15 protein-coding genes are annotated in these 21,273 nt (G+C 44.4%); 9 read left to right on the top strand and 6 right to left on the bottom strand.

What is annotated here, in order from left to right:
• Positions 1-66 precede the first annotated feature (66 nt).
• The 8 genes from BSCG_RS10865 (at position 67) to rodA (ending at position 11,631) form a co-directional block, all read left to right on the top strand.
• Positions 67-2,022 (top strand): ABC-F family ATP-binding cassette domain-containing protein, encoded by a 1,956-nt coding sequence (locus BSCG_RS10865; RefSeq protein WP_008776375.1) that lies wholly within the window; start codon positions 67-69, stop codon positions 2,020-2,022.
• Positions 2,023-2,231: 209 nt separating this feature from the next.
• Positions 2,232-4,268 carry a M13 family metallopeptidase gene (locus BSCG_RS10870; protein WP_008776374.1) on the top strand — a complete coding sequence of 679 codons (2,037 nt, stop codon included), beginning with the start codon at positions 2,232-2,234 and terminating at the stop codon, positions 4,266-4,268.
• A gap of 151 nt (positions 4,269-4,419) precedes the next feature.
• Positions 4,420-5,943 carry a bifunctional phosphoribosylaminoimidazolecarboxamide formyltransferase/IMP cyclohydrolase gene (gene purH, locus BSCG_RS29450; RefSeq protein WP_004310431.1) on the top strand — a complete coding sequence of 508 codons (1,524 nt, stop codon included), beginning with the start codon at positions 4,420-4,422 and terminating at the stop codon, positions 5,941-5,943.
• Positions 5,944-5,958: 15 nt separating this feature from the next.
• Complete coding sequence (locus BSCG_RS29445; RefSeq protein WP_004299941.1) at positions 5,959-6,981, top strand: rod shape-determining protein; 1,023 nt, start codon at positions 5,959-5,961, stop codon at positions 6,979-6,981.
• 7 nt (positions 6,982-6,988) lie between these two features.
• Positions 6,989-7,834: a rod shape-determining protein MreC gene (gene mreC, locus BSCG_RS10885; protein ID WP_004299942.1), complete on the top strand. Its 846-nt coding sequence runs from the start codon at positions 6,989-6,991 to the stop codon at positions 7,832-7,834.
• Positions 7,831-8,328, top strand: a complete 498-nt coding sequence (gene mreD / locus BSCG_RS10890) for a rod shape-determining protein MreD (protein ID WP_004299943.1) — start codon at positions 7,831-7,833, stop codon at positions 8,326-8,328. Before mreC ends, mreD begins: the two co-directional genes overlap by 4 nt.
• A 2-nt stretch (positions 8,329-8,330) precedes the next feature.
• Positions 8,331-10,193, top strand: coding sequence for a penicillin-binding protein 2 (mrdA, locus tag BSCG_RS10895; RefSeq protein WP_004324644.1), 1,863 nt, complete (start codon positions 8,331-8,333; stop codon positions 10,191-10,193).
• On the top strand, positions 10,174-11,631 hold the full coding sequence (rodA, locus tag BSCG_RS10900; RefSeq protein WP_008024621.1) for a rod shape-determining protein RodA: 1,458 nt from the start codon (positions 10,174-10,176) through the stop codon (positions 11,629-11,631). The genes mrdA and rodA overlap by 20 nt, the downstream gene beginning before the upstream one ends.
• Before the next feature lie 2 nt (positions 11,632-11,633).
• On the opposite strand, the gene gldH is transcribed toward rodA, so the two are convergent.
• The 6 genes from gldH to BSCG_RS10930 form a co-directional block, all read right to left on the bottom strand.
• Positions 11,634-12,107, bottom strand: coding sequence for a gliding motility lipoprotein GldH (gene gldH, locus BSCG_RS10905; protein WP_008024623.1), 474 nt, complete (start codon positions 12,105-12,107; stop codon positions 11,634-11,636).
• Positions 12,085-13,599 carry a stage 0 sporulation family protein gene (locus tag BSCG_RS10910; RefSeq protein WP_008776373.1) on the bottom strand — a complete coding sequence of 505 codons (1,515 nt, stop codon included), beginning with the start codon at positions 13,597-13,599 and terminating at the stop codon, positions 12,085-12,087. The genes gldH and BSCG_RS10910 overlap by 23 nt, the downstream gene beginning before the upstream one ends.
• A gap of 15 nt (positions 13,600-13,614) precedes the next feature.
• On the bottom strand, positions 13,615-14,739 hold the full coding sequence (locus tag BSCG_RS10915; RefSeq protein ID WP_004304908.1) for an ATP-binding protein: 1,125 nt from the start codon (positions 14,737-14,739) through the stop codon (positions 13,615-13,617).
• Between the two features lies 1 nt (position 14,740).
• A complete protein-coding gene (gene metF / locus BSCG_RS10920; protein WP_004304907.1) occupies positions 14,741-15,694 on the bottom strand; it encodes a methylenetetrahydrofolate reductase [NAD(P)H] in 954 nt (317 codons plus the stop codon).
• A 190-nt stretch (positions 15,695-15,884) separates the two neighbouring features.
• Positions 15,885-16,397: a ferritin-like domain-containing protein gene (locus BSCG_RS10925; RefSeq protein WP_004304906.1), complete on the bottom strand. Its 513-nt coding sequence runs from the start codon at positions 16,395-16,397 to the stop codon at positions 15,885-15,887.
• A 245-nt stretch (positions 16,398-16,642) separates the two neighbouring features.
• Positions 16,643-18,739: a BT4734/BF3469 family protein gene (locus tag BSCG_RS10930; RefSeq protein ID WP_008776372.1), complete on the bottom strand. Its 2,097-nt coding sequence runs from the start codon at positions 18,737-18,739 to the stop codon at positions 16,643-16,645.
• Between the two features lie 643 nt (positions 18,740-19,382).
• Here BSCG_RS10930 and BSCG_RS10935 point away from each other — a divergent pair.
• Positions 19,383-20,936, top strand: a complete 1,554-nt coding sequence (locus BSCG_RS10935; protein ID WP_008776370.1) for an ATP-binding protein — start codon at positions 19,383-19,385, stop codon at positions 20,934-20,936.
• Positions 20,937-21,273: the final 337 nt, after the last annotated feature.

Below are 21,273 nucleotides of genomic sequence, written 5' to 3'. Positions count from 1 at the left end.
ACTAAGTAGTATCTAATAAATATTCAGTATCTTTGCAGTCCAAAATGTTATAAATCAGAAGCAGAAGTGATTTCAGTAGAAGGATTATCAGTAGAATTTAATGCGACGCCGCTTTTTGAGGACGTCAGCTATGTAATTAATAAGAAAGACCGCATTGCATTGGTCGGCAAAAATGGTGCCGGCAAATCAACCATGCTGAAGATATTGGCAGGTTTGCAGTCATCGACACGCGGAGTGGTAGCTACTCCGAAAGATGTAACCATCGGATATTTGCCACAAGTCATGATTCTTTCCGACAACCGGACGGTGATGGGAGAGGCAGAACTGGCATTCGAACATATATTTGAGCTTCAGGCGAAGTTGGAACGGATGAATCAGGAATTGGCCGAACGGACAGACTATGATTCGGAAGAATATCATCAGTTGATAGACCGTTTCACGCATGAAAACGACCGGTTTCTGATGATGGGCGGTACGAACTTTCAGGCGGAAATCGAACGGACACTTCTTGGATTGGGATTCAGCCGGGAAGATTTTGAACGCCCTACTTCGGAGTTTTCTGGTGGATGGCGTATGCGTATCGAATTGGCAAAATTGCTTTTACGTCGCCCGGACGTGCTTTTGCTCGATGAGCCGACCAATCACCTTGATATTGAAAGTATCCAATGGTTGGAAAACTTTTTGTCTACACGTGCCAATGCAGTCGTATTAGTCAGCCATGACCGTGCTTTCCTGAATAACGTAACTACCCGTACCATCGAAATCACTTGCGGTCAGATTTACGACTACAAAGTGAAGTACGATGAGTTTGTAGTCCTGCGTAAAGAACGCCGTGAACAACAGCTCCGTGCTTACGAAAATCAGCAGAAACAAATACAGGATACAGAAGACTTCATCGAACGCTTCCGCTATAAAGCAACGAAAGCCGTACAGGTGCAAAGCCGTATCAAGCAACTGGAAAAGATAGACCGCATCGAAGTGGACGAGGAAGATAATTCCGCCTTGCGTTTAAAATTCCCTCCAGCCAGTCGTAGCGGAAACTATCCTGTGATTTGCGAAGATGTGCGCAAAGCGTATGGCAGCCATGTCGTTTTCCATGATGTCAACCTGACTATCAACAGGGGAGAGAAAGTGGCTTTCGTCGGGAAGAACGGAGAGGGTAAGTCTACCTTGGTGAAATGTATCATGGACGAGATTGATTTCGAAGGCAAACTAACGATCGGACATAATGTACAAATCGGTTATTTTGCGCAGAACCAGGCACAAATGTTGGATGAGAACTTGACTGTATTCGATACGATTGACCGGGTAGCGACAGGAGATATCCGTCTGAAGATACGTGATATACTGGGAGCTTTCATGTTTGGAGGCGAAGCTTCGGATAAAAAGGTGAAAGTCCTTTCCGGAGGAGAACGTACGCGATTGGCGATGATTAAACTTCTGCTGGAACCCGTAAATCTACTGATTCTGGACGAACCGACCAATCATTTGGATATGCGTTCGAAAGATGTTTTGAAGGAAGCTATCCGCGAATTTGACGGAACAGTGATTCTTGTCAGCCACGACCGTGATTTTCTGGATGGACTTGCGACTAAAGTATATGAGTTTGGTGGTGGACTTGTAAAAGAACACCTTGGAGGTATCTATGAATTCTTGCAAAAGAAAAAGATAGATAGCTTGAACGAGCTTCAGAAAGGAGCGGGATTGTCGGCTTCTCCCACGGCTTCAGCTAAAGGTAATGAACCTGAAACCGTTCAGCCTTCGGAGAATAAGCTCTCTTACGAAGCCCAGAAAGAACTTAATAAGAAGATTAAGAAACTCGAACGCCAGGTGGCGGACTGTGAAGCTTCAATAGAGGAAACCGAATCCGCGATTGCTATCGTAGAAGCGAAGATGGCAACTCCCGAAGGAGCTTCGGATATGCAGCTCTATGAACGGCATCAAAAACTGAAGCAACAGTTGGATGGCATTGTTGAAGAGTGGGAGCGGGTTTCGATGGAACTGGAAGAAGCGAAAAACTAGAACAAAACGCATACTTCCGGGCACTATGTGAGAGAAATGCTATACCTCGGTAGAAGGTATTCCTGGCGGGTATCTGTTTCTCGGTGTCGAAACAGGTGTTTCTCGTTGAGGAACGAGGCGTTCCTCGGTGTCGGTCACCTTCTTCCTCGGTGTCGGACTGCGGGTAGGATGATTGTTGATTAGAGAGACTATTTAATTATTTATACAATATGAAAGTAACCAAGTATTTACCAATTCTTGCCGTATGCCTTATGACAACAGGATGTAACAGTAAGAAAGAGGCTGTGCTGACGTCCGGTATCGACCTTGCTAATCTGGATACCACGGCTATGCCGGGTACAAGTTTTTATCAATATGCCTGTGGAGGTTGGGTGAAAGATCATCCGCTGACAGACGAGTATTCACGTTTCGGTACATTCGACATGTTGCGCGAAAACAGTCGTGAACAACTGAAAGCATTGATTGCCGAATTGGCAGCGAAGAAAGATAACGCACCGGGCAGTGCTGCGCAGAAAGTAGGTGATCTTTATAATATCGCAATGGATAGCGTGAAGCTGAATCAGGAAGGTGTAGCTCCGATCAAAGCAGAACTGGCAGCCATTGACGCTCTCAAGGATAAAGGAGAAATCTACGCATATATCGCAGAGAGCCAGAAGAAAGGCATCCGTCCTTACTTCACCATGTTTGTAAGTGCGGATGATATGAACAGTTCCATGAATATCGTACAGACCTATCAAGGTGGTATCGGAATGGGACAGCGTGACTATTATCTGGAGAATGACGAGCAGACTAAAAATATCCGTAATAAATATCAGGAACATATCGCCAAGATGTTCCAATTAGCAGGTTATGATGAGGCTACTGCACAGAAAGCGGTGAAAGCAGTGATGAACATCGAAACTCGCCTGGCGAAAGCGGCTCGTTCACAAGTGGAATTGCGTGATCCTCATGCTAATTATAACAAGATGGATAGGGCGACGCTGAAAAAGAACTTCCCGACTTTTGACTGGGATACTTATTTCACCGTTTCCGGTTTGAAAGATTTGGAAGAAGTGAACGTAGGTCAGCCTGCTGCCATGAAGGAAGTAGCCGATGTGATTAATACCGTATCACTGGACGATCAGAAATTGTACCTCCAATGGGGATTGATAGATGCTGCCGCTTCTTATCTAAGCGATGATTTTGAAGCACAAAACTTCGACTTCTACAGTAGGACAATGTCTGGTAAGAAAGAAATGCAACCTCGCTGGAAACGTTCCGTGAGCACCGTAGATGGTGTACTTGGCGAAGTGGTAGGACAGATGTATGTAGAGAAGTACTTCCCGGCTGCTGCCAAAGAACGTATGGTTACACTGGTGAAGAACCTGCAAACTTCTTTAGGAGAACGTATCAAAGGTTTGGAATGGATGAGTGAACCGACCAAGGAAAAAGCGTTGGAGAAACTGGCAACCTTCCATGTAAAAATAGGTTATCCTGATAAATGGAAAGATTACTCCGCACTGGAGATCAAAGATGATTCTTACTGGGCAAATATCGAGCGTGCCAACGAATGGGATTACAACGAAATGATTGCCAAAGCCGGCAAACCGGTAGACAAGGATGAATGGTTGATGACTCCTCAAACAGTGAACGCTTATTATAACCCGACTACCAATGAAATCTGCTTCCCGGCAGCTATCCTGCAACCTCCGTTCTTCGATATGAATGCGGACGATGCTATGAACTACGGTGCAATCGGCGTGGTAATCGGCCATGAAATGACTCATGGATTTGACGATCAGGGACGTCAATATGACAAAGACGGAAACCTGAAAGACTGGTGGACAGAAGAAGATGCTAAAAAGTTCGAAGAACGGGCACAGGTGATGGTTAACTTCTTTGACAGTATTGAAGTCGCTCCGGGCGTACACGCAAACGGTAGCCTGACACTTGGAGAGAACATTGCCGACCACGGAGGTTTGCAAGTTTCTTTCCAGGCATTCAAGAATGCAACAGAAGCCGCACCGCTGGAAATTATTGACGGATTTACTCCGGAACAACGTTTCTTCCTAGCTTACGCTAATGTGTGGGCAGGAAATATCCGTCCGGAAGAAATTCTCCGATTAACCAAACTTGATCCTCACTCATTAGGCAAATGGCGTGTGGACGGTGCTCTTCCTCATATCCAGAATTGGTATGAAGCATTCAAAATCACCGAACAGGATTCGATGTTCGTACCTAAAGAAAAACGAGTATCTATTTGGTAATAGTTTTTGAATAGAGAACATATATGCGAAGAGGCGTTGATTTTCCGTTGAGGAGAGTCAACGCTTTTTTTTATTAATTCACACCTTATTTATTACGTACGATAAACAATATTTCGTAACTTTGCACACCAAATACTTAATAAGCAATTCAATGTCAGAGTCTAAAAGAATAAAAACTGCATTGGTATCTGTATACCATAAAGAAGGTTTGGATGAAATTATTACCAAACTTCATGAAGAGGGAGTAGAGTTTTTGTCAACAGGCGGAACTCGTCAGTTTATTGAATCATTGGGATATCCTTGCAAGGCAGTGGAAGATTTGACCACTTATCCTTCTATTCTCGGTGGTAGAGTAAAGACATTACATCCGAAAATTTTCGGAGGTATTCTTTGTCGTCGTGGTCTGGAACAGGATATGCAACAGATTGAGAAATATGAAATTCCCGAGATAGATCTGGTTATTGTTGATTTGTATCCGTTCGAAGCTACTGTAGCTTCCGGTGCATCTGAAGCAGACATTATTGAAAAAATCGATATAGGCGGAATCTCACTGATTCGTGCCGCAGCCAAGAACTATAACGATGTAATCATCGTAGCTTCTCAAGCTCAATACAAACCATTATTGGATATGTTGATGGAGCACGGCGCTACTTCTTCACTTGAAGAACGTCGCTGGATGGCTAAAGAAGCATTTGCCGTTTCTTCTCACTACGATTCGGCTATTTTCAATTATTTCGATGCCGGCGAAGGTTCTGCTTTCCGTTGCTCTGTTAATAGCCAGAAGCAACTTCGTTACGGTGAAAACCCACATCAGAAAGGTTATTTCTACGGAAATCTGGAAGCAATGTTCGACCAGATTCACGGAAAAGAAATCTCTTATAACAATCTTCTCGACATCAACGCAGCCGTTGACCTGATCGACGAATTCGATGACCTCACTTTCGCTATCCTGAAACACAACAACGCTTGCGGATTAGCTTCCCGTGCTACAGTTTTAGAAGCTTGGAAAGACGCATTGGCCGGTGATCCGGTTTCTGCTTTCGGCGGTGTATTGATTACGAATGGTGTCATCGACAAAGAAGCTGCGGAAGAAATCAACAAGATTTTCTTCGAAGTGATTATCGCGCCGGATTATGATGTGGATGCACTCGAAATCCTGGGACAGAAAAAGAACCGCATCATCCTCGTTCGTAAAGAAGCTAAATTGCCTAAAAAGCAATTCCGTGCTTTACTGAATGGCGTATTGGTGCAGGATAAAGATACTAATATTGAAACGGTAGCTGACCTGAAAACCGTGACAGACAAAGCTCCTACTCCGGAAGAAGTAGAAGATATGTTGTTTGCCAACAAAATTGTAAAGAACAGCAAATCCAACGCCATCGTATTGGCAAAAGATAAGCAACTTCTTGCAAGCGGTGTAGGACAGACTTCGCGTGTAGACGCATTGAAGCAAGCAATAGAAAAGGCCAAATCATTCGGTTTTGATCTGAATGGTGCAGTGATGGCTTCCGATGCTTTCTTCCCGTTCCCCGACTGTGTGGAAATTGCAGATAAAGAAGGTATTACGGCTGTTATCCAACCGGGAGGTTCGGTAAAAGACGATTTATCCTTTGCTTATTGCAATGAGCATGGTATGGCGATGGTAACTACCGGTATCCGTCATTTTAAACACTAAAAATAAGAATTAAGAATGGGATTATTTTCTTTTACACAAGAGATAGCAATGGACTTGGGCACAGCCAATACTATCATCATCACGAACGGAAAAATCGTGGTGGATGAGCCTTCGGTTGTAGCTCTGGATCGCCGTACAGAAAAGATGATTGCCGTGGGGGAAAAGGCGAAGTTGATGCATGAAAAAACCCACGAAAACATACGTACCATCCGTCCGTTGAGAGACGGAGTGATTGCCGACTTCTATGCTTGCGAGCAGATGATGCGCGGTTTGATAAAGCAGGTGAATACTCGCAACCATTTGTTTTCACCTTCTCTTCGCATGGTGATTGGCGTTCCTTCGGGGAGTACGGAAGTTGAACTCCGTGCTGTCCGTGACTCTGCGGAACATGCTGGCGGTCGTGATGTTTATTTGATTTTCGAGCCGATGGCTGCGGCAATCGGTATCGGCATCGACGTGGAAGCTCCGGAAGGAAACATGATTGTCGATATAGGTGGTGGATCTACGGAAATTGCCGTTATCTCTTTGGGAGGTATCGTTTCCAACAACTCCATCCGCACAGCCGGTGATGACCTGACAGAGGATATTCGCGAATATATGAGCCGTCAGCACAATGTGAAAGTCAGCGAGCGTATGGCAGAACGTATCAAAATCAATGTAGGTGCTGCTTTAACCGAACTGGGTGATGATGCTCCGGAAGATTATATCGTTCACGGGCCGAACCGTATCACAGCTCTTCCGATGGAGGTGCCTGTATGCTACCAGGAAGTAGCCCACTGTCTGGAGAAATCAATTTCAAAGATCGAAACTGCTATCTTGAGTGCATTGGAAAATACACCTCCTGAACTGTATGCTGATATTGTGCACAATGGTATCTATCTCTCCGGAGGTGGTGCATTGCTTCGTGGACTGGATAAGAGATTGACCGATAAGATCAACATTCCTTTCCATATTGCGGAAGATCCTTTGCATGCAGTTGCCAAAGGTACAGGAGTGGCATTGAAGAACGTAGACCGTTTCTCTTTCTTAATGAGATAAACCGGGGATGAGGAATTTATTAAACTTCCTTCTGAAATACAATTACTGGTTCCTCTTCATCTTATTGGAGGTAGCCAGTTTTGTTTTGTTATTTCGGTTCAACCGTTATCAGCAGAGTGCATTCTTCACTTCTGCCAATACGGTTGTGGGGGCGGTTTATGAAGTTTCGGGAGGGATTTCCTCTTATTTTCATCTGAAATCGGTCAATGAAGATCTATTGGATCGCAACATGGTGCTCGAACAACAGATCACTAATCTGGAAAAAGCATTGAGAGAGCAGCAGCTCGATTCTATGGCAATCAACAGCATCCGGCAGGTGCCGCAAGCGGATTATCAGTTGTTTAAAGCGCATGTGATAAAGAACAGTTTGAATCTGGTTGATAATTATATCACGCTCGATAAAGGTTCCTCTTCCGGTATTCGCTCCGAAATGGGAGTGGTGGATGGTAATGGGATTGTAGGGATTGTTTATGAAACCTCTCCTTCCTACTCGGTGGTGATTTCGGTACTGAACAGCAAGTCGAATATCAGTTGCAAGATTATCGGCAGTGATTATTTCGGTTATCTGAAATGGGAACATGGAGATTCGCGCTATGCTTATCTGAAAGACTTGCCTCGTCATGCAGAGTTTAATTTGGGAGATACAGTCGTTACCAGTGGTTTCTCCACCGTCTTTCCCGAAGGTATAATGGTGGGAACGGTGGATGATATGTCCGACTCTAATGACGGACTTTCCTATCTGTTGAAAATCAAGCTGGCTACTGATTTCGGTAAGTTGAGTGACGTTCGGGTGGTAGCTCGGACAGGTCAGGAAGAACAGAAGAAACTTGAAAACAAGGTGATGAAAGAATGATTATTACTTATATACATAGAATCGGATGGTTTATCGGCTTGGTACTTCTTCAGGTGCTAATCCTTAATAGTGTACATATTGCCGGCTATGCTACTCCTTTTCTCTATATCTATTTTATTCTGAAATTCAGCTCCGGTACTTCCCGGAATGAACTGATGTTGTGGGCTTTTTTCTTCGGGCTGACCATTGATATATTCTCCGATACTCCGGGAATGAATGCGGCAGCTACCGTATTGCTTGCCTTTCTCCGTCCTTCTTTGCTTCGTCTGTTCATGCCCCGTGATAATCCGGACAGCCTTATTCCCTCTTTCAAGACGATGGGAATCAGTCCTTTCTTAAAATATACTACTGCAAGTGTTTTTGTGCACAGTCTGGCATTACTCTCCATTGAGTTCTTCTCATTTACCAGCATTTGGCTGTTACTGTTGCGAGTGCTTCTTTGCACTATTCTGACTGTAACCTGTATCATAGCTATAGAAGGGATTAAGAAGTAACGATGGCAAAAGATTATATCTTAGAGAAGCGCAAATTTGTAATCGGAGGCATTGCTATCTCCATTGTTTTGATTTATCTGATACGTCTTTTTGTATTGCAGATCACGACCGATGACTACAAGAAGAATGCTGACAGTAACGCTTTTTTGAATAAGATCCAATACCCCTCGCGTGGTGCTATTTATGACCGGACCGGTAAATTGCTGGTATTCAACCAGCCGGCATACGACATAACGATCGTGCCAAAGGAAATAGAGAATCTGGACACACTCGATTTATGCCAATCGTTGAATATCACCCGTGCGCAGTTTCTCAAAATAATGAGCGACATGAAAGACCGTCGTCGCAATCCGGGCTATTCCCGCTATACCAACCAGTTGTTTATGTCGCAACTTTCGGCGGAAGAATGTGGTGTCTTTCAAGAAAAGCTGTTTAAGTTTCGTGGTTTTTATATCCAACGGCGTACCATCCGCCAATATTCGTACAATGCTGCCGCCCATGCTTTGGGAGATATCGGAGAAGTCTCCGCAAAAGAAATGGAAGCGGATGAAGAAGGATATTACATCCGTGGGGATTATGTCGGCAAGTTAGGAGTCGAGAAATCGTATGAAAAGTATCTGCGTGGCGAGAAAGGAATTGAGATTCTGCTTCGCGATGCGCACGGTCGTATCCAGGGACATTATATGGATGGTGAATATGACCGTCCTTCCGTTCCCGGCAAGAACCTGACATTGAGTTTGGATATTGACTTGCAGATGCTGGGCGAACGTTTATTAAAGAATAAGATTGGAAGCATTGTGGCTATCGAACCGGAGACCGGAGAAATCCTTTGTCTGGTATCCTCTCCCAATTATGACCCGCATTTGATGATTGGCCGCCAGCGTGGCAAGAACCATCTGGCCTTGCAACGTGATATGACCAAACCGCTTTTGAATCGTGCCCTGATGGGAGTGTACCCTCCGGGATCTACGTTCAAGACAGCGCAAGGACTGACGTTCCTGCAAGAAGGAATTATCACCGAACAAAGTCCGGCATTCCCTTGCTCACATGGGTTCCATTACGGAAGATTGACAGTAGGCTGCCATGCTCACGGATCTCCCTTGCCATTGATTCCGGCTATTGCTACATCGTGCAACTCCTATTTCTGTTGGGGACTGTTCCGTATGTTTGGCGATCGTAAATACGGTTCACCGCAAAACGCTATTACGGTCTGGAAAGACCACATGGTTTCGCAAGGATTTGGCTACAAACTGGGAGTTGATTTGCCGGGAGAGAAACGGGGGCTGATTCCGAATGCGCAGTTCTACGATAAAGCTTATCGCGGACATTGGAACGGACTGACAGTAATCAGTATCTCTATCGGACAGGGGGAAATTCTATCCACTCCCCTTCAGATTGCTAACTTGGGAGCAACGATTGCTAACAGAGGATACTTTGTGACACCGCATATTGTAAAGGAAATCCAAGATAATCAGTTGGACAGCATCTATCGCGTACCACGTTATACCACTATTGAGAAAAGACATTATGAATCAGTCGTAGAAGGGATGCGTGGCGCAGCCACCGGAGGAACTTGCCGTATGCTGTCAGTGATGGTTCCGGATTTGGAAGCCTGTGGAAAAACGGGTACTGCGCAGAACCGCGGACACGACCACTCGGTATTTATGGGCTTTGCGCCGATGAACAAACCGAAGATAGCTATTGCCGTCTATGTAGAGAACGGCGGATGGGGTGCTACTTACGGAGTTCCTTTCGGCGCACTGATGATGGAACAGTATTTGAAAGGCAAGCTCTCGCCGGAGAACGAGTTGAGGGCGGAAGAATTTAGTAACAGAGTGATATTATATGGTAACGAGGAACGATAGTTTGTGGAAAACGCTGGACTGGGTAACGATTTTTATTTACCTGCTCCTGATTGTTGGCGGATGGTTTAGCGTCTGCGGAGCCAGCTATGACTATGGCGAACGCGACTTCCTCGACTTCTCGACCCGTGCCGGCAAGCAGTTTGTGTGGATTATCTGTTCCTTTGGACTCGGATTCGTGCTGTTGATGCTGGAAGACCGTATGTATGATATGTTCGCGTACATTATATATGTGGGGATGATTCTCTTGCTCATTGTTACCATCTTCATAGCACCGGACACCAAAGGATCACGCTCGTGGCTTGTCATGGGGCCTGTGAGCCTGCAACCCGCCGAGTTTGCCAAGTTCGCTACGGCCTTGGCGTTGGCTAAATACATGAACTCTTATTCATTTAGTATCAAGAAAGAAAAGTGTGCCTTTATCCTGGGATTCATCATTCTTCTTCCGATGTTATTGATTATCGGTCAGCGGGAGACAGGGTCCGCATTGGTTTATCTTGCTTTTTTTCTGGTTCTTTATCGTGAAGGAATGCCGGGGGTAGTGCTTTTTGCGGGCGTATGTGCGGTAATCTACTTTGTGGTCGGCATCCGTTTTGATGAAGTCTTTATCGCCGATACTCCTACACCACTGGGAGAATTTATCGTATTACTATTGATCTTATTATTTGCCGGTGGTATGGTGTGGGTATATCGTAAGAAATGGTCTGCCACCCGCAATATCATTGGTGGAAGTTTGGCTATATTACTGATTGCTTATTTAATATCCGAATATTGGGTGCATTTTAGCCTCGTTTGGGTGCAATGGACGCTTTGTATTGTGGTGATAGGCTATCTGATTTATTTGGCATTAAGTGAGCGGCAGCGTACTTATTTCCTGATTGCCCTGTTTACAATCGGTTCTGTCGGCTTCCTGTATTCCAGCAATTATGTATTTGATAATGTGCTCGAACCTCACCAGCAAGTCCGTATCAAAGTAGTGCTCGGTTTGGAAGAAGATTTGACCGGTGCCGGATACAACGTGAATCAGTCCAAGATTGCCATCGGTTCCGGTGGGTTGACAGGAAAAGGGTTCCTGAATGGTACGCAAACAAAATTAAAGTACGTGCCCGAACAGGATACCGACTTTATATTCTGTACAGTGGGTGAGGAACAAGGATTTGTCGGTTCGGCTGCTGTCTTGTTGGCTTTCCTGATTTTGATCTTACGATTAATCTTCCTGTCCGAGCGGCAGACTTCCAACTTTGGGCGGGTTTATGGATATTCGGTCGTCAGTATTTTCCTTTTCCACTTATTTATTAATATCGGTATGGTGCTGGGATTAACCCCGGTTATCGGTATTCCATTGCCTTTCTTCAGCTATGGAGGTTCTTCTTTATGGGGATTTACGATATTGCTGTTTATCTTCCTGCGCATTGATGCAGGACGTGGCAGAAGACTTTAATCTTACTGCTTCTCAATACGGATACCTACATCGCTCAATCCTTGTAACTTTTCATCTTTCATTCCGCTCATAATTTTAATAGTATAATTTGCAGGATGTAAAGGGCGGACAGATGTAATAAAAGTTTCCGATTGGTAAATGCTTCCCCATCCGTGTCCCGTCCATCTTCCGGTAGAGTCAGCCAGGCAGAAAGCAATGGTATCAGTGCGCCATACCGTAGAATCCTGTAGATTCTGACTGATAAATAAATGGAGGTCATGATAAGGATATTCGATACTGTTGCGGACTTCCGCAAAAAGCCGGAGAGTAGTGGGAACGCTGTCAGTTATGGGAATATGAAAAGAGAGTGTATCACTCTTTCCCCATCCCTTGTTGGGAAGGGATTGATAAGAGTGATACACTGTATGTTCATTGCAGGCTGTCAGTAAGCAAGCGCTGAATAGACTCAATATACTATTCTTGAGTAGGCTTTTCATTAGTTGACTGTTTCTCCTGATTCTGATTTCTTTCCGGTCTGGAAGGACGCTCGTGGTTGGGACGACGTTCTTGACGTTCCTGTCCTTGCTGTTCGCGTTGACGGTCTTGCTGTTGCGGACGTTCCTGATTCGACCGTTCCTGTCCTTGTGGACGTTCCTGATTTGATCCTCTTTCCGGACGTCTGTTTTCGTTGTTCCGTCCCTGGTTCTGTCCTCTGTTCCGGTTGTTGTTATTGTTATTTCTCGGGCGGTTGTCTCTTTCCCCTCTGTTGCCGTTTTCTGACTGCTGCGGGCGGTTTTCATTCTCCCGTTGAGGTTGTTGCGGACGATTGCCGCCTTCTGCTTGCTGTTGCGGGCGGTTTCCGTTATTATTGTTTCCTTTCTTCTTCTTTTTATTATTCCGGTTAGCATTATTGCCGCCCTCTTTATTATTCCGGCTGCGGTCGAAACGGGTAACACTTTCCTGTTCCAGCAAGTCAACAGGTTTTCTCGGTTCCGGTTTCTTTTCTTCTTCGAGCAAGCTGTCCGGTTTCATCCCTTTCTTATTCATGGAGATTACTTCAAACGCACGTTTGCCGCTGATGGTGACCAGGTTGGCAGGGAAGTTTTTATCCGTAGAATAAGAAACCTGATTGCTTAGAATATCTGCTTTGAAGAAATAGAAAGTACCATCCTTCGTTTCCAGTTCTATCTCTCTCGAAGGGAGACGTTTTTGAGCTTCCACGTAACAGTCCACCTCATAATTCAGGCAGCATTTTAGCTTGGCACATTGTCCGGCAAGTTTCTGCGGATTTAATGAGATGTCCTGAAAACGGGCTGCACTGGTAGAAACAGAGACGAAGCTCGTCATCCACGTAGCGCAGCAAAGTTCGCGTCCGCAAGGACCGATCCCGCCGATGCGTCCTGCTTCCTGACGGGCACCGATTTGTTTCATTTCGATACGTACGCGGAATGCTTCGGCCAATACTTTAATCAGCTGCCGGAAGTCTACTCGCTCATCGGCAATATAGTAGAAAATAGCTTTGTTGCCATCCCCCTGATACTCCACGTCTCCGATTTTCATATCCAGATTGAGATTCAACGCAATCTGACGCGCACGAATCATCGTAGCGTGTTCTTTGGCTTTGGCTTCGTTGAACTTTTCCATATCTACCGGCTTGGCTTTCCGATAGACACGCTTGATTTCCGTATCTGCTTTGAAGTTTGCTTTCTTCATTTGCAGGGGAACGAGTCGGCCGGTCAATGTAACCACGCCGATGTCATGGCCGGGAGCCGCTTCAACGGCAACTACATCTCCTTTTTCCAGTTTAATCTTGTTGCTGTTTCGAAAATATCCCTTCCGGGTATTTTTGAATTGCACTTCCACCATGTCACTCTCTTCCGCATTGCCCGGAATGTCCGCCAGCCAATCGTAGGTGTTCAGCTTTTTATCTTGTCGGGAGCATCCTTTGCAGCAAAGGCCACCGCTTCCATTATGAAGTTTATATTCCATAAGTTTATATATTTATTATTGCTTCAACAGTACAATCATCTTCAGCGAGAAGTCGAAGAATACCATTTTAGCATTTACATTCTGTTCTATATGTAGTTGCGCTTCGCTTAATTCGTCCATGATCCCCATCACATTCCGTTCGTTGACAAAAGGCGCAAAGCGGGTTGCAAAATTCTGTTCATTAATCGTCATATACGTCAAATTGCGCTGGTGCAGGTTGAAGATAAAATTCTCCCGAATCATGCGCTGGCAATATTCCAGGAAGTTCTTCTGACGTTCACGTCCCATGCCCGCCACTTGCTCGCTCCACATTTTCATCTCCCTGATTTTCCGTTGGTAAGACAACCGCATCAGGCTGACAAACAAGTCAAAAAACAACTGGTTCTCTTCATTCAGATGAATTGTTTCGAGTGCCTTGATAAAATTCCCGTTTGCCAGATGGGCAATGGAAATACTGTCGGCAGGCAAAATGTTATATTTCGTCTGTAATACCCGGTCGATGCTGGCTTCATCAATCTTCCGTACATTCATGCGCTGGGTACGGCTTAGGATAGTGGGCAGAATCATGTCCGGCGCTTCCGATACCAATAAGAAAACCGTTTTTTCGGGCGGTTCCTCAAGCAGCTTCAGCAGTTTGTTGGCACACACCGGATGCATTTTTTCCGGCAGCCATACAATCGTAATCTTAAATCCCCCTTCACTGGATTTCAAACTAAGTTTTTTCAGAATCTCGTCACTCTCTTTGGCATAGATCAATGCTTGTGAGTTCTCCGCATCCATCTCTCCTAACCAGTGATTGAGATTAAAGTAAGGATGATTGATAACAAACGGTCGCCAGTCGGCTATATAATCATCGCATACTTCCTTTTTCCCCTTTGCGCTTTTCACGATAGGGAATACGAAATGTACGTCGGGATGCACCAATTTATTGAATTTCACGCAGGACGGACACGTTCCGCAGGCATCAGTCTCCCCCCGATTGGTGCAACTGATGTAACGTGCGTATGCAATAGCCAACGGCATTTTCCCGACCCCTTCCGGGCCGCAAATAAGCTGGGCATGTGGAATACGCCCCTCATTCACTTCCTGAATGAGCCGTTGCTTGATTTCTTCTTGTCCGATTACGTCTCTGAAAAACATATCAATAAATGATTTTGGCTACTTCTTTGATACTGTCTACTGCTCCGATAGAGTAGAAATGAATACTCGGCACTCCGTGAGCCATCAACTCCTTGCACTGGGCTACACACCATTCGATACCTACTTGCTCGGCTTCCGCGTCATTCTTGCACTTCAAAGCCTCTTTCACCAAGTCTTCCGGCAAGTCCACTTTGAAAGTCTTTGGAATCATGCTTAATTGAGACAGCTTCTTGAACGGTTTGATTCCCGGAATGATAGGTATATTGATACCTGCCGCCTTCGCCTGCTCCACAAATTCAAAATATTTCCTGTTATCGTAGAACAACTGTGTCACGGCATATTCCGCCCCGTTCTCCACTTTTTTCTTCAGCCAGTAAAGGTCAGTCTCGATATTAGGCGCTTCTTCGTGCTTCTCCGGATAACAAGCCACCCCGTAAGAAAACGGCGTACTGCTGACTTTCATCTCCGAACCGTCCACAAAAATACCTTTATTGAAATTATTGATTTGTTCCTGCAACTCGATAGCATGATGGTATCCGTCACCTTCCGGTGTAAATACTGACTCATGTTTCGCTTTGTCACCACGCAACACCAGTAATTCCGTGATATTCAGAAATTGCAGGTCGAGCAACACATACTCGGTTTCTTCACGTGTGAATCCGCTGCACAAAATATGCGGGACTACCGTAATATTGTATTTGTTCTGAATGGCAGCAGCCACGGCAACCGTTCCCGGACGCCTTCTCAAGCGGTTTCTCTGAAACAATCCGTTACCGAGGTCTTTATACACATATTCGCTGCGGTGGGTAGTGATATTGATATATTTCGGGTCAAATTCCCGAAGCGTATCGATTGTCTGATATAACTTTTCTATTCCCGTTCCTTTCAGCGGTGGAAGGATCTCGAAAGAAAAAGCAGTTTTCTTGTTGCTATGTATTAAATCAATTACTTTCATTCTTTTTTTTGCTAATGTTCGTTATCTACTTGGATTAAACGTGCATATTGGGACAAAAATACGAAAAAAGAAAGATTTCTTCTTGATTTACTCTAAAATAGTTTTGTTTTTATCGTACTATAATAGATAAAAGAGGGAATATCCCCTGCAGGATACACCCTCTTTTACCTAATCACTATTATATTAGAATTTACTTGTCGAGGAATGATTTCTTCATTCTGGCGATGTCCGTCAGATAGTCTTGTAAATCCTGTTCATGTTCTTCCTCTTCGGCAAGAATATGTTTGGCGATGTCGCAGGTAGTGAAATCTTTCCCATTGGTAAAATCTGCAATTTCCTGATAACGAAGGATTGCGCAGCGTTCGGAAGCTACATTATCTTTCAGCAAACTGACAGAGTCGAATCCCTGCGGAGCATCATATTTGCATCTTGCCAACTCGAACCATTGCTTAGGGTCGAGCACCGGAACTCCTTCCAGCTCGATGATACGGTCAGCGAGCAGTTGCGCATGTCTGCGCTCTTCTTCGGCATGTTCCTCAAATTCACCCTGTACATCGGCACGCATGGCACCTTCCACTACTAATGCACCTACCCAATATTGATAGTATGCCAACCATTCTTCAGCTAATGCTGCGTTCAACTGTGCGATTAAACTTTCTACATCTAGTTTCCCTTGTAGAATTTTTACACTTTCTCTAGCCATAATTTTTATGTTTAGGTTACTATGTTTAAGTTGTCTATGTAACAGGCAGGGGAGATTTTTGTTTATGGCTCATTGAGAATTTAACAGAAAGATAGCTTTACCTACACATAAGTTTGTAAAGTGCTGTTTTATCTGCCACCTGCAACGAAATTGAATTATCTTATTGAGAATAACTGTATTACAGCGTTGCAGATACCTGTTGCAGATACGTTGCAGATGTAGTATCTGCAACGTATCTGTTGGTCTTATAAAACTCGTACAACATGGTAGACAGTACCTCTGTGTACACGTTTCGATGGGATTTCGTGTTTACGGAGAACTCGCCCGAACACACTTACCCGCTTGTTTGATAACGGTATGGCACTGTTTTTCTTTATATCTTCCAAAATCTCCGCCGGTGAGAGCCATTCGCCATCCTCTTTCTCTTTGGCCGGACGGAAATAACGGTAAAATAACTGTTCTTCGAGTGAAACTTGCTCAAATTCACGGTTGCTTTTGGTCATAATCTGTTCTTCGGACTGGTCGAACCAGTAACGTTCGCCATGATCGAGCTCATACATGGCCTGCGTGTAAAGCTGTTCATAATCTATCGCCTTGTTTGTATCTATCGTTCCGGTTACTTCGATACAGATAAAGCGGCGGCTGCCCGTAGGGTCGGTCAGCAAGTCTTTTTGGTTGCTCGTCGCGATGAATGAAGCATAACGGCGCATTTCAAGCACGGCGTTTCCATAAGGTTTGCGCATATTTACAATCGGTTTTTGCAGGATATGTTTCAGGTATCCTTGTTGGGTGGCGCTGATCTGGTCGAACTCGTCAATGTTGATGAGCGCAAAACGATTGAGATACAATTCGGCATCCGCCTTTCGTGAGAAATCGATGCTGTCCGTATAGTATGCACGCATGGCGGGCGGGATGAGGCTGCGGCAGAATGTCGATTTACGGCAACCTTGCGGGCCTACCAGCAGGGGCGAAACATTATTCGCATATTTCTTATCTGTCCCACGCCAGTGCATGACCATGTTGAGAAACCAGCGGTGAAACAAGTCTACCCAATGCTTGTTTTCGCAGGGAACGGTTTGCGCCAGTCTGCGGATACGGTCTTTGCCGTCCCAGATGGGAAGATGGTAGAGGAAATCTTCCAACGGATTGAATACGGGGATGCGGTTGGAGTAGATGTATCGGCTTATGTCCCTGTCCCATAGCGGAATCCCTTCGGCCTGCGCATCTAGTGCGATACTGTTCAGCACCCGTTTGTTGATAGGATTGAAGTAGAAATGGAATGAGTTCCGTTCGCGGTATTCCACTTCTCCCACTTGGGTGTTGTAACGGAATTCGTAGCGCCTGTTCATAAACTCCTCTGTCTGGAGTGACAGGTACTGTTCTTTCCCTAAGCTGCTCTTCTTTCCGAACCCTTTTTGTTCTTCATATACATTCTTAATCAGCTGGCGGATGAGCACCTCTTGCCGGCGCAGGTAATAGTGGAAAATAGTACGTTTCACCGTTTCCTCTTCGGGAATGCCCGAATGGAAGCAGTTGACAGCCAGTTGTGTCACCATAGCCTGAAAGTCTTCCCCTCTTTCGGGTGCACCTTCATCTTCCGCTTCGTAGATTTCTTCATGGGTCTTTCTCAAAGCTGCTTCGAAAAGCATAAATACAGCGCGCTCCGTGTCATATCCCGGTACGGCCCGTGTCAACGGTGACTTTTCCGAGCGTACTGCTTCCCGATAGGTCAGTTCTTCGGGCATCCCTGACGGTTGCGACAGATAAAACGGAACGGAATCCGGTCTGTACATAAGTTCCGGGTCGTATGACAGCCGTGAGTACTGTTCCAGACTAGGCTCTTTGGGTAAAATGCTGAACGGGATTTGCGGCTGATAGCATTTAACGGCCAAACGATAGGCATGTGCGTGAAATATCTCCGCTTCTTCTCTTTTCTGTGGAAGCGAATTGTCTGGGCGGGTAAATTTCGCCCATATTTTTACTGTCCGTCCGCTCGAACCGGTAAAAACACAGTGAGTCTGCGGCTGTTCCCATGCCAATTGTTTTACCAATGTAATCTCCGGGCCGCCTGACAACGGTCCGACGGTCAGTTCTACTATTCCGTTATAACTTTTCATTTGTTTTCCACCTTCGGCCCTGCGGAATTCCGCAGCCGGAAGAATCTTCGGTAGCTTGTCTGCTTCGTAGCAGCGTGAGTCGGGCAGGGAATATCGCAACACTTCTCTGAAGGCGGACACAGGCCGTGTCTTTGTTTCTGTCCGTGTTTTTCCTATCCACGTTTCCATATCCATTGTAGTCAGCGCAGTAGTTTTGTCCTTGTCTCTTAATTGAGTAATTTTCATCTTTTGTTTTGTTAATAATATTCTGCTAAGTTAGTCATATTTGTCCGCTCTTGCAAATAAACATGGATATTTTATCTGTTTATCCTTTTTATCCGTACATTTGTAGAATTTAATAACAATAAAACCGATAAACAGCAATGAAAGAACCATTCGATTATTCCATCGTTCCTTATACTTTCGGCTACGGTTTCGCTGTCGTTTCTCTATATGGAAACTCCAGTGTCTCTAGCGGGAAACGCTAGTATCTCTGGCTGGAAACGCTCGTTTCCATGCGCGGAAACTGTAGTTTCCCGCCTGGGAACCGGAGTTCTGACGCTGGAAACGAGCGCTTCAATGATAGGAAAATAAACTTTGATGCTTGGTGTGCAATATTTCTTCTTACCGCTGTGTTGCAGATACTTTATCTGCAACGTATCTGCAACGGTATCTGCAACGCTATAATTGTTTATCAGTCAGTTTATTATTTCGATTTTGTTGCAGGTGGCAGATGTTTTTTTATTTTTCAAACTTTATTGTAGGGAAAATTAGAGGTAATAGTGGCTTGAGGAAAAGAATCTTTTAACCTTGCGTGAGAAGGAGTTCTATTAAAAATATATATCTTTGCAAGACAGGTGACTGGCGTTAATTTATAAAAGCAGAGATTATGAGCAATAAAATTTATCCTATCGGCATTCAGAATTTTGAAAAGATTCGTAATGACGGTTATTTCTATATTGATAAAACGGCATTAATGTATCAAATGGTCAAGACCGGAAGTTATTACTTCTTGAGTCGTCCGCGCCGTTTTGGAAAGAGTCTGCTCATTTCTACCTTGGAGGCTTATTTCCAAGGGAAAAAGGAACTGTTTGAAGGATTGGCTGTGGAAAAGTTGGAAAAGGATTGGATAAAGCATCCTATACTGCATCTCGACCTTAATATTGAGAAGTATGACACGCCGGAAAGTCTGGATAAAATATTGAATGATAATCTTGAATATTGGGAAAGCCAATACGGCACCCGTCCGTCTGAAACATCCTTTTCCCTGCGCTTTGCCGGTATCATTCAGCGTGCTTGCGAAAAGACGGGGCAACGTGTAGTTATTCTGGTAGATGAGTATGACAAACCTATGCTGCAAGCCATCGGCAATGAAGAACTTCAAAAGCAATTCCGAAATACCCTGAAGCCATTTTATGGCGCTTTGAAAACGAAGGACGGGTATATAAAGTTCGCTCTGCTCACCGGCGTGACAAAGTTTGGCAAAGTCAGTGTATTCAGTGACTTGAATAATCTGGATGATATTTCAATGTGGAATGAGTATGTCGAAATTTGTGGTGTCAGCGAGCGTGAAATCCATGAAAATCTGGAAGCGGAACTACATGAATTTGCAGCAGCACGTGGAATAACGTATGATAAACTCTGTGAAGATTTGAGAGAGTGTTATGATGGCTATCATTTTACGCACAATTCAATCGGCATGTACAACCCGTTCAGTTTGCTGAACGCTTTCAAGCGTAAAGAGTTTGGTAGTTATTGGTTTGAAACGGGTACGCCTACCTATTTGGTGAAATTGCTAAAAAAACATCATTATGACCTGGAGCGGATGGCACATGAAGAGACCGATGTCCAAGTGTTGAACAGTATAGATTCTGAATCCACCAATCCCATCCCGGTAATTTATCAGAGTGGATATCTCACCATCAAGGGGTATGATGAAGAATTTGGAATGTATCGCTTGGGTTTCCCCAATCGCGAAGTGGAAGAAGGTTTTATCCGCTTCCTGCTTCCTTTTTATGCGAACGTAAACAAGGTCGAGTCGCCTTTTGAGATTCAGAAGTTTGTCCGTGAAGTGCGTTCCGGTGATTATAACTCTTTCTTCCGCCGCCTGCAAAGTTTCTTTGCAGACACTACTTACGAAGTGATTTGGGATCAGGAACTACATTACGAAAATGTTCTTTTTATCGTTTTTAAACTGCTAGGCTTCTACACCAAGGTAGAGTATCATACGAGTGAAGGGCGCATTGATCTTGTCTTGCAGACTGATAAATTTATTTATATAATGGAATTTAAACTGAATGGCACAGCAGAAGAGGCTTTGCAACAGATTAACGATAAGCATTATGCTTTACCTTTCGAGACGGATGGGCGAAAACTTTTTAAAATAGGAGTAAATTTTAGCGCAGAAACTCGTAATATCGAAAAGTGGATCGTGGAATCTTGAATGTATATAGAATTTCTGTTAGGTATAGGAAAATAGAACTTACATTTGGGTATACTATATAATAATGTATAGGTGTTCCATATAAGGATGTGTCTATCTGAAAAAATATACTCTATGACATCGTTATCAATCAATGAGTTACAAAAAAGTTTCAAGAAAGAACCGAAAAATAGTCAGATATATTTGGATGTTATTGATAAGTTATCTACTTTTGCACCCGCTTTGCTAGAGAGACAGAGCCTAATGATTGACATTCTGTTACAAGATTAAGGTATCAGAAAATAAAAACAAAAAAACTTCGAAAAAAGTTTGGAGGTTATCTGAAAAAGTCCTTATC

The sequence above is a fragment of the Bacteroides sp. 2_2_4 genome, from assembly GCF_000157055.1.
GTDB lineage: Bacteria > Bacteroidota > Bacteroidia > Bacteroidales > Bacteroidaceae > Bacteroides > Bacteroides ovatus.
The sequence above is the reverse complement of the archived record's forward strand: the minus strand, read 5'-3'. Positions and strand labels throughout refer to the sequence as shown.

Bases quoted from the DNA above. Each gene is read 5' to 3' on its own strand.
- BSCG_RS10870 (WP_008776374.1), top strand. From the start codon at position 2,232: ATGAAAGTAACCAAGTATTTACCAATTCTTGCCGTATGCCTTATGACA.
- purH (WP_004310431.1), top strand. From the start codon at position 4,420: ATGTCAGAGTCTAAAAGAATAAAAACTGCATTGGTATCTGTATACCAT.
- BSCG_RS29445 (WP_004299941.1), top strand. From the start codon at position 5,959: ATGGGATTATTTTCTTTTACACAAGAGATAGCAATGGACTTGGGCACA.
- mreC (WP_004299942.1), top strand. From the start codon at position 6,989: ATGAGGAATTTATTAAACTTCCTTCTGAAATACAATTACTGGTTCCTC.
- mreD (WP_004299943.1), top strand. From the start codon at position 7,831: ATGATTATTACTTATATACATAGAATCGGATGGTTTATCGGCTTGGTA.
- mrdA (WP_004324644.1), top strand. From the start codon at position 8,331: ATGGCAAAAGATTATATCTTAGAGAAGCGCAAATTTGTAATCGGAGGC.
- rodA (WP_008024621.1), top strand. From the start codon at position 10,174: ATGGTAACGAGGAACGATAGTTTGTGGAAAACGCTGGACTGGGTAACG.
- gldH (WP_008024623.1), bottom strand. From the start codon at position 12,107: ATGAAAAGCCTACTCAAGAATAGTATATTGAGTCTATTCAGCGCTTGC.
- BSCG_RS10910 (WP_008776373.1), bottom strand. From the start codon at position 13,599: ATGGAATATAAACTTCATAATGGAAGCGGTGGCCTTTGCTGCAAAGGA.
- BSCG_RS10915 (WP_004304908.1), bottom strand. From the start codon at position 14,739: ATGTTTTTCAGAGACGTAATCGGACAAGAAGAAATCAAGCAACGGCTC.
- metF (WP_004304907.1), bottom strand. From the start codon at position 15,694: ATGAAAGTAATTGATTTAATACATAGCAACAAGAAAACTGCTTTTTCT.
- BSCG_RS10925 (WP_004304906.1), bottom strand. From the start codon at position 16,397: ATGGCTAGAGAAAGTGTAAAAATTCTACAAGGGAAACTAGATGTAGAA.
- BSCG_RS10930 (WP_008776372.1), bottom strand. From the start codon at position 18,739: ATGAAAATTACTCAATTAAGAGACAAGGACAAAACTACTGCGCTGACT.
- BSCG_RS10935 (WP_008776370.1), top strand. From the start codon at position 19,383: ATGAGCAATAAAATTTATCCTATCGGCATTCAGAATTTTGAAAAGATT.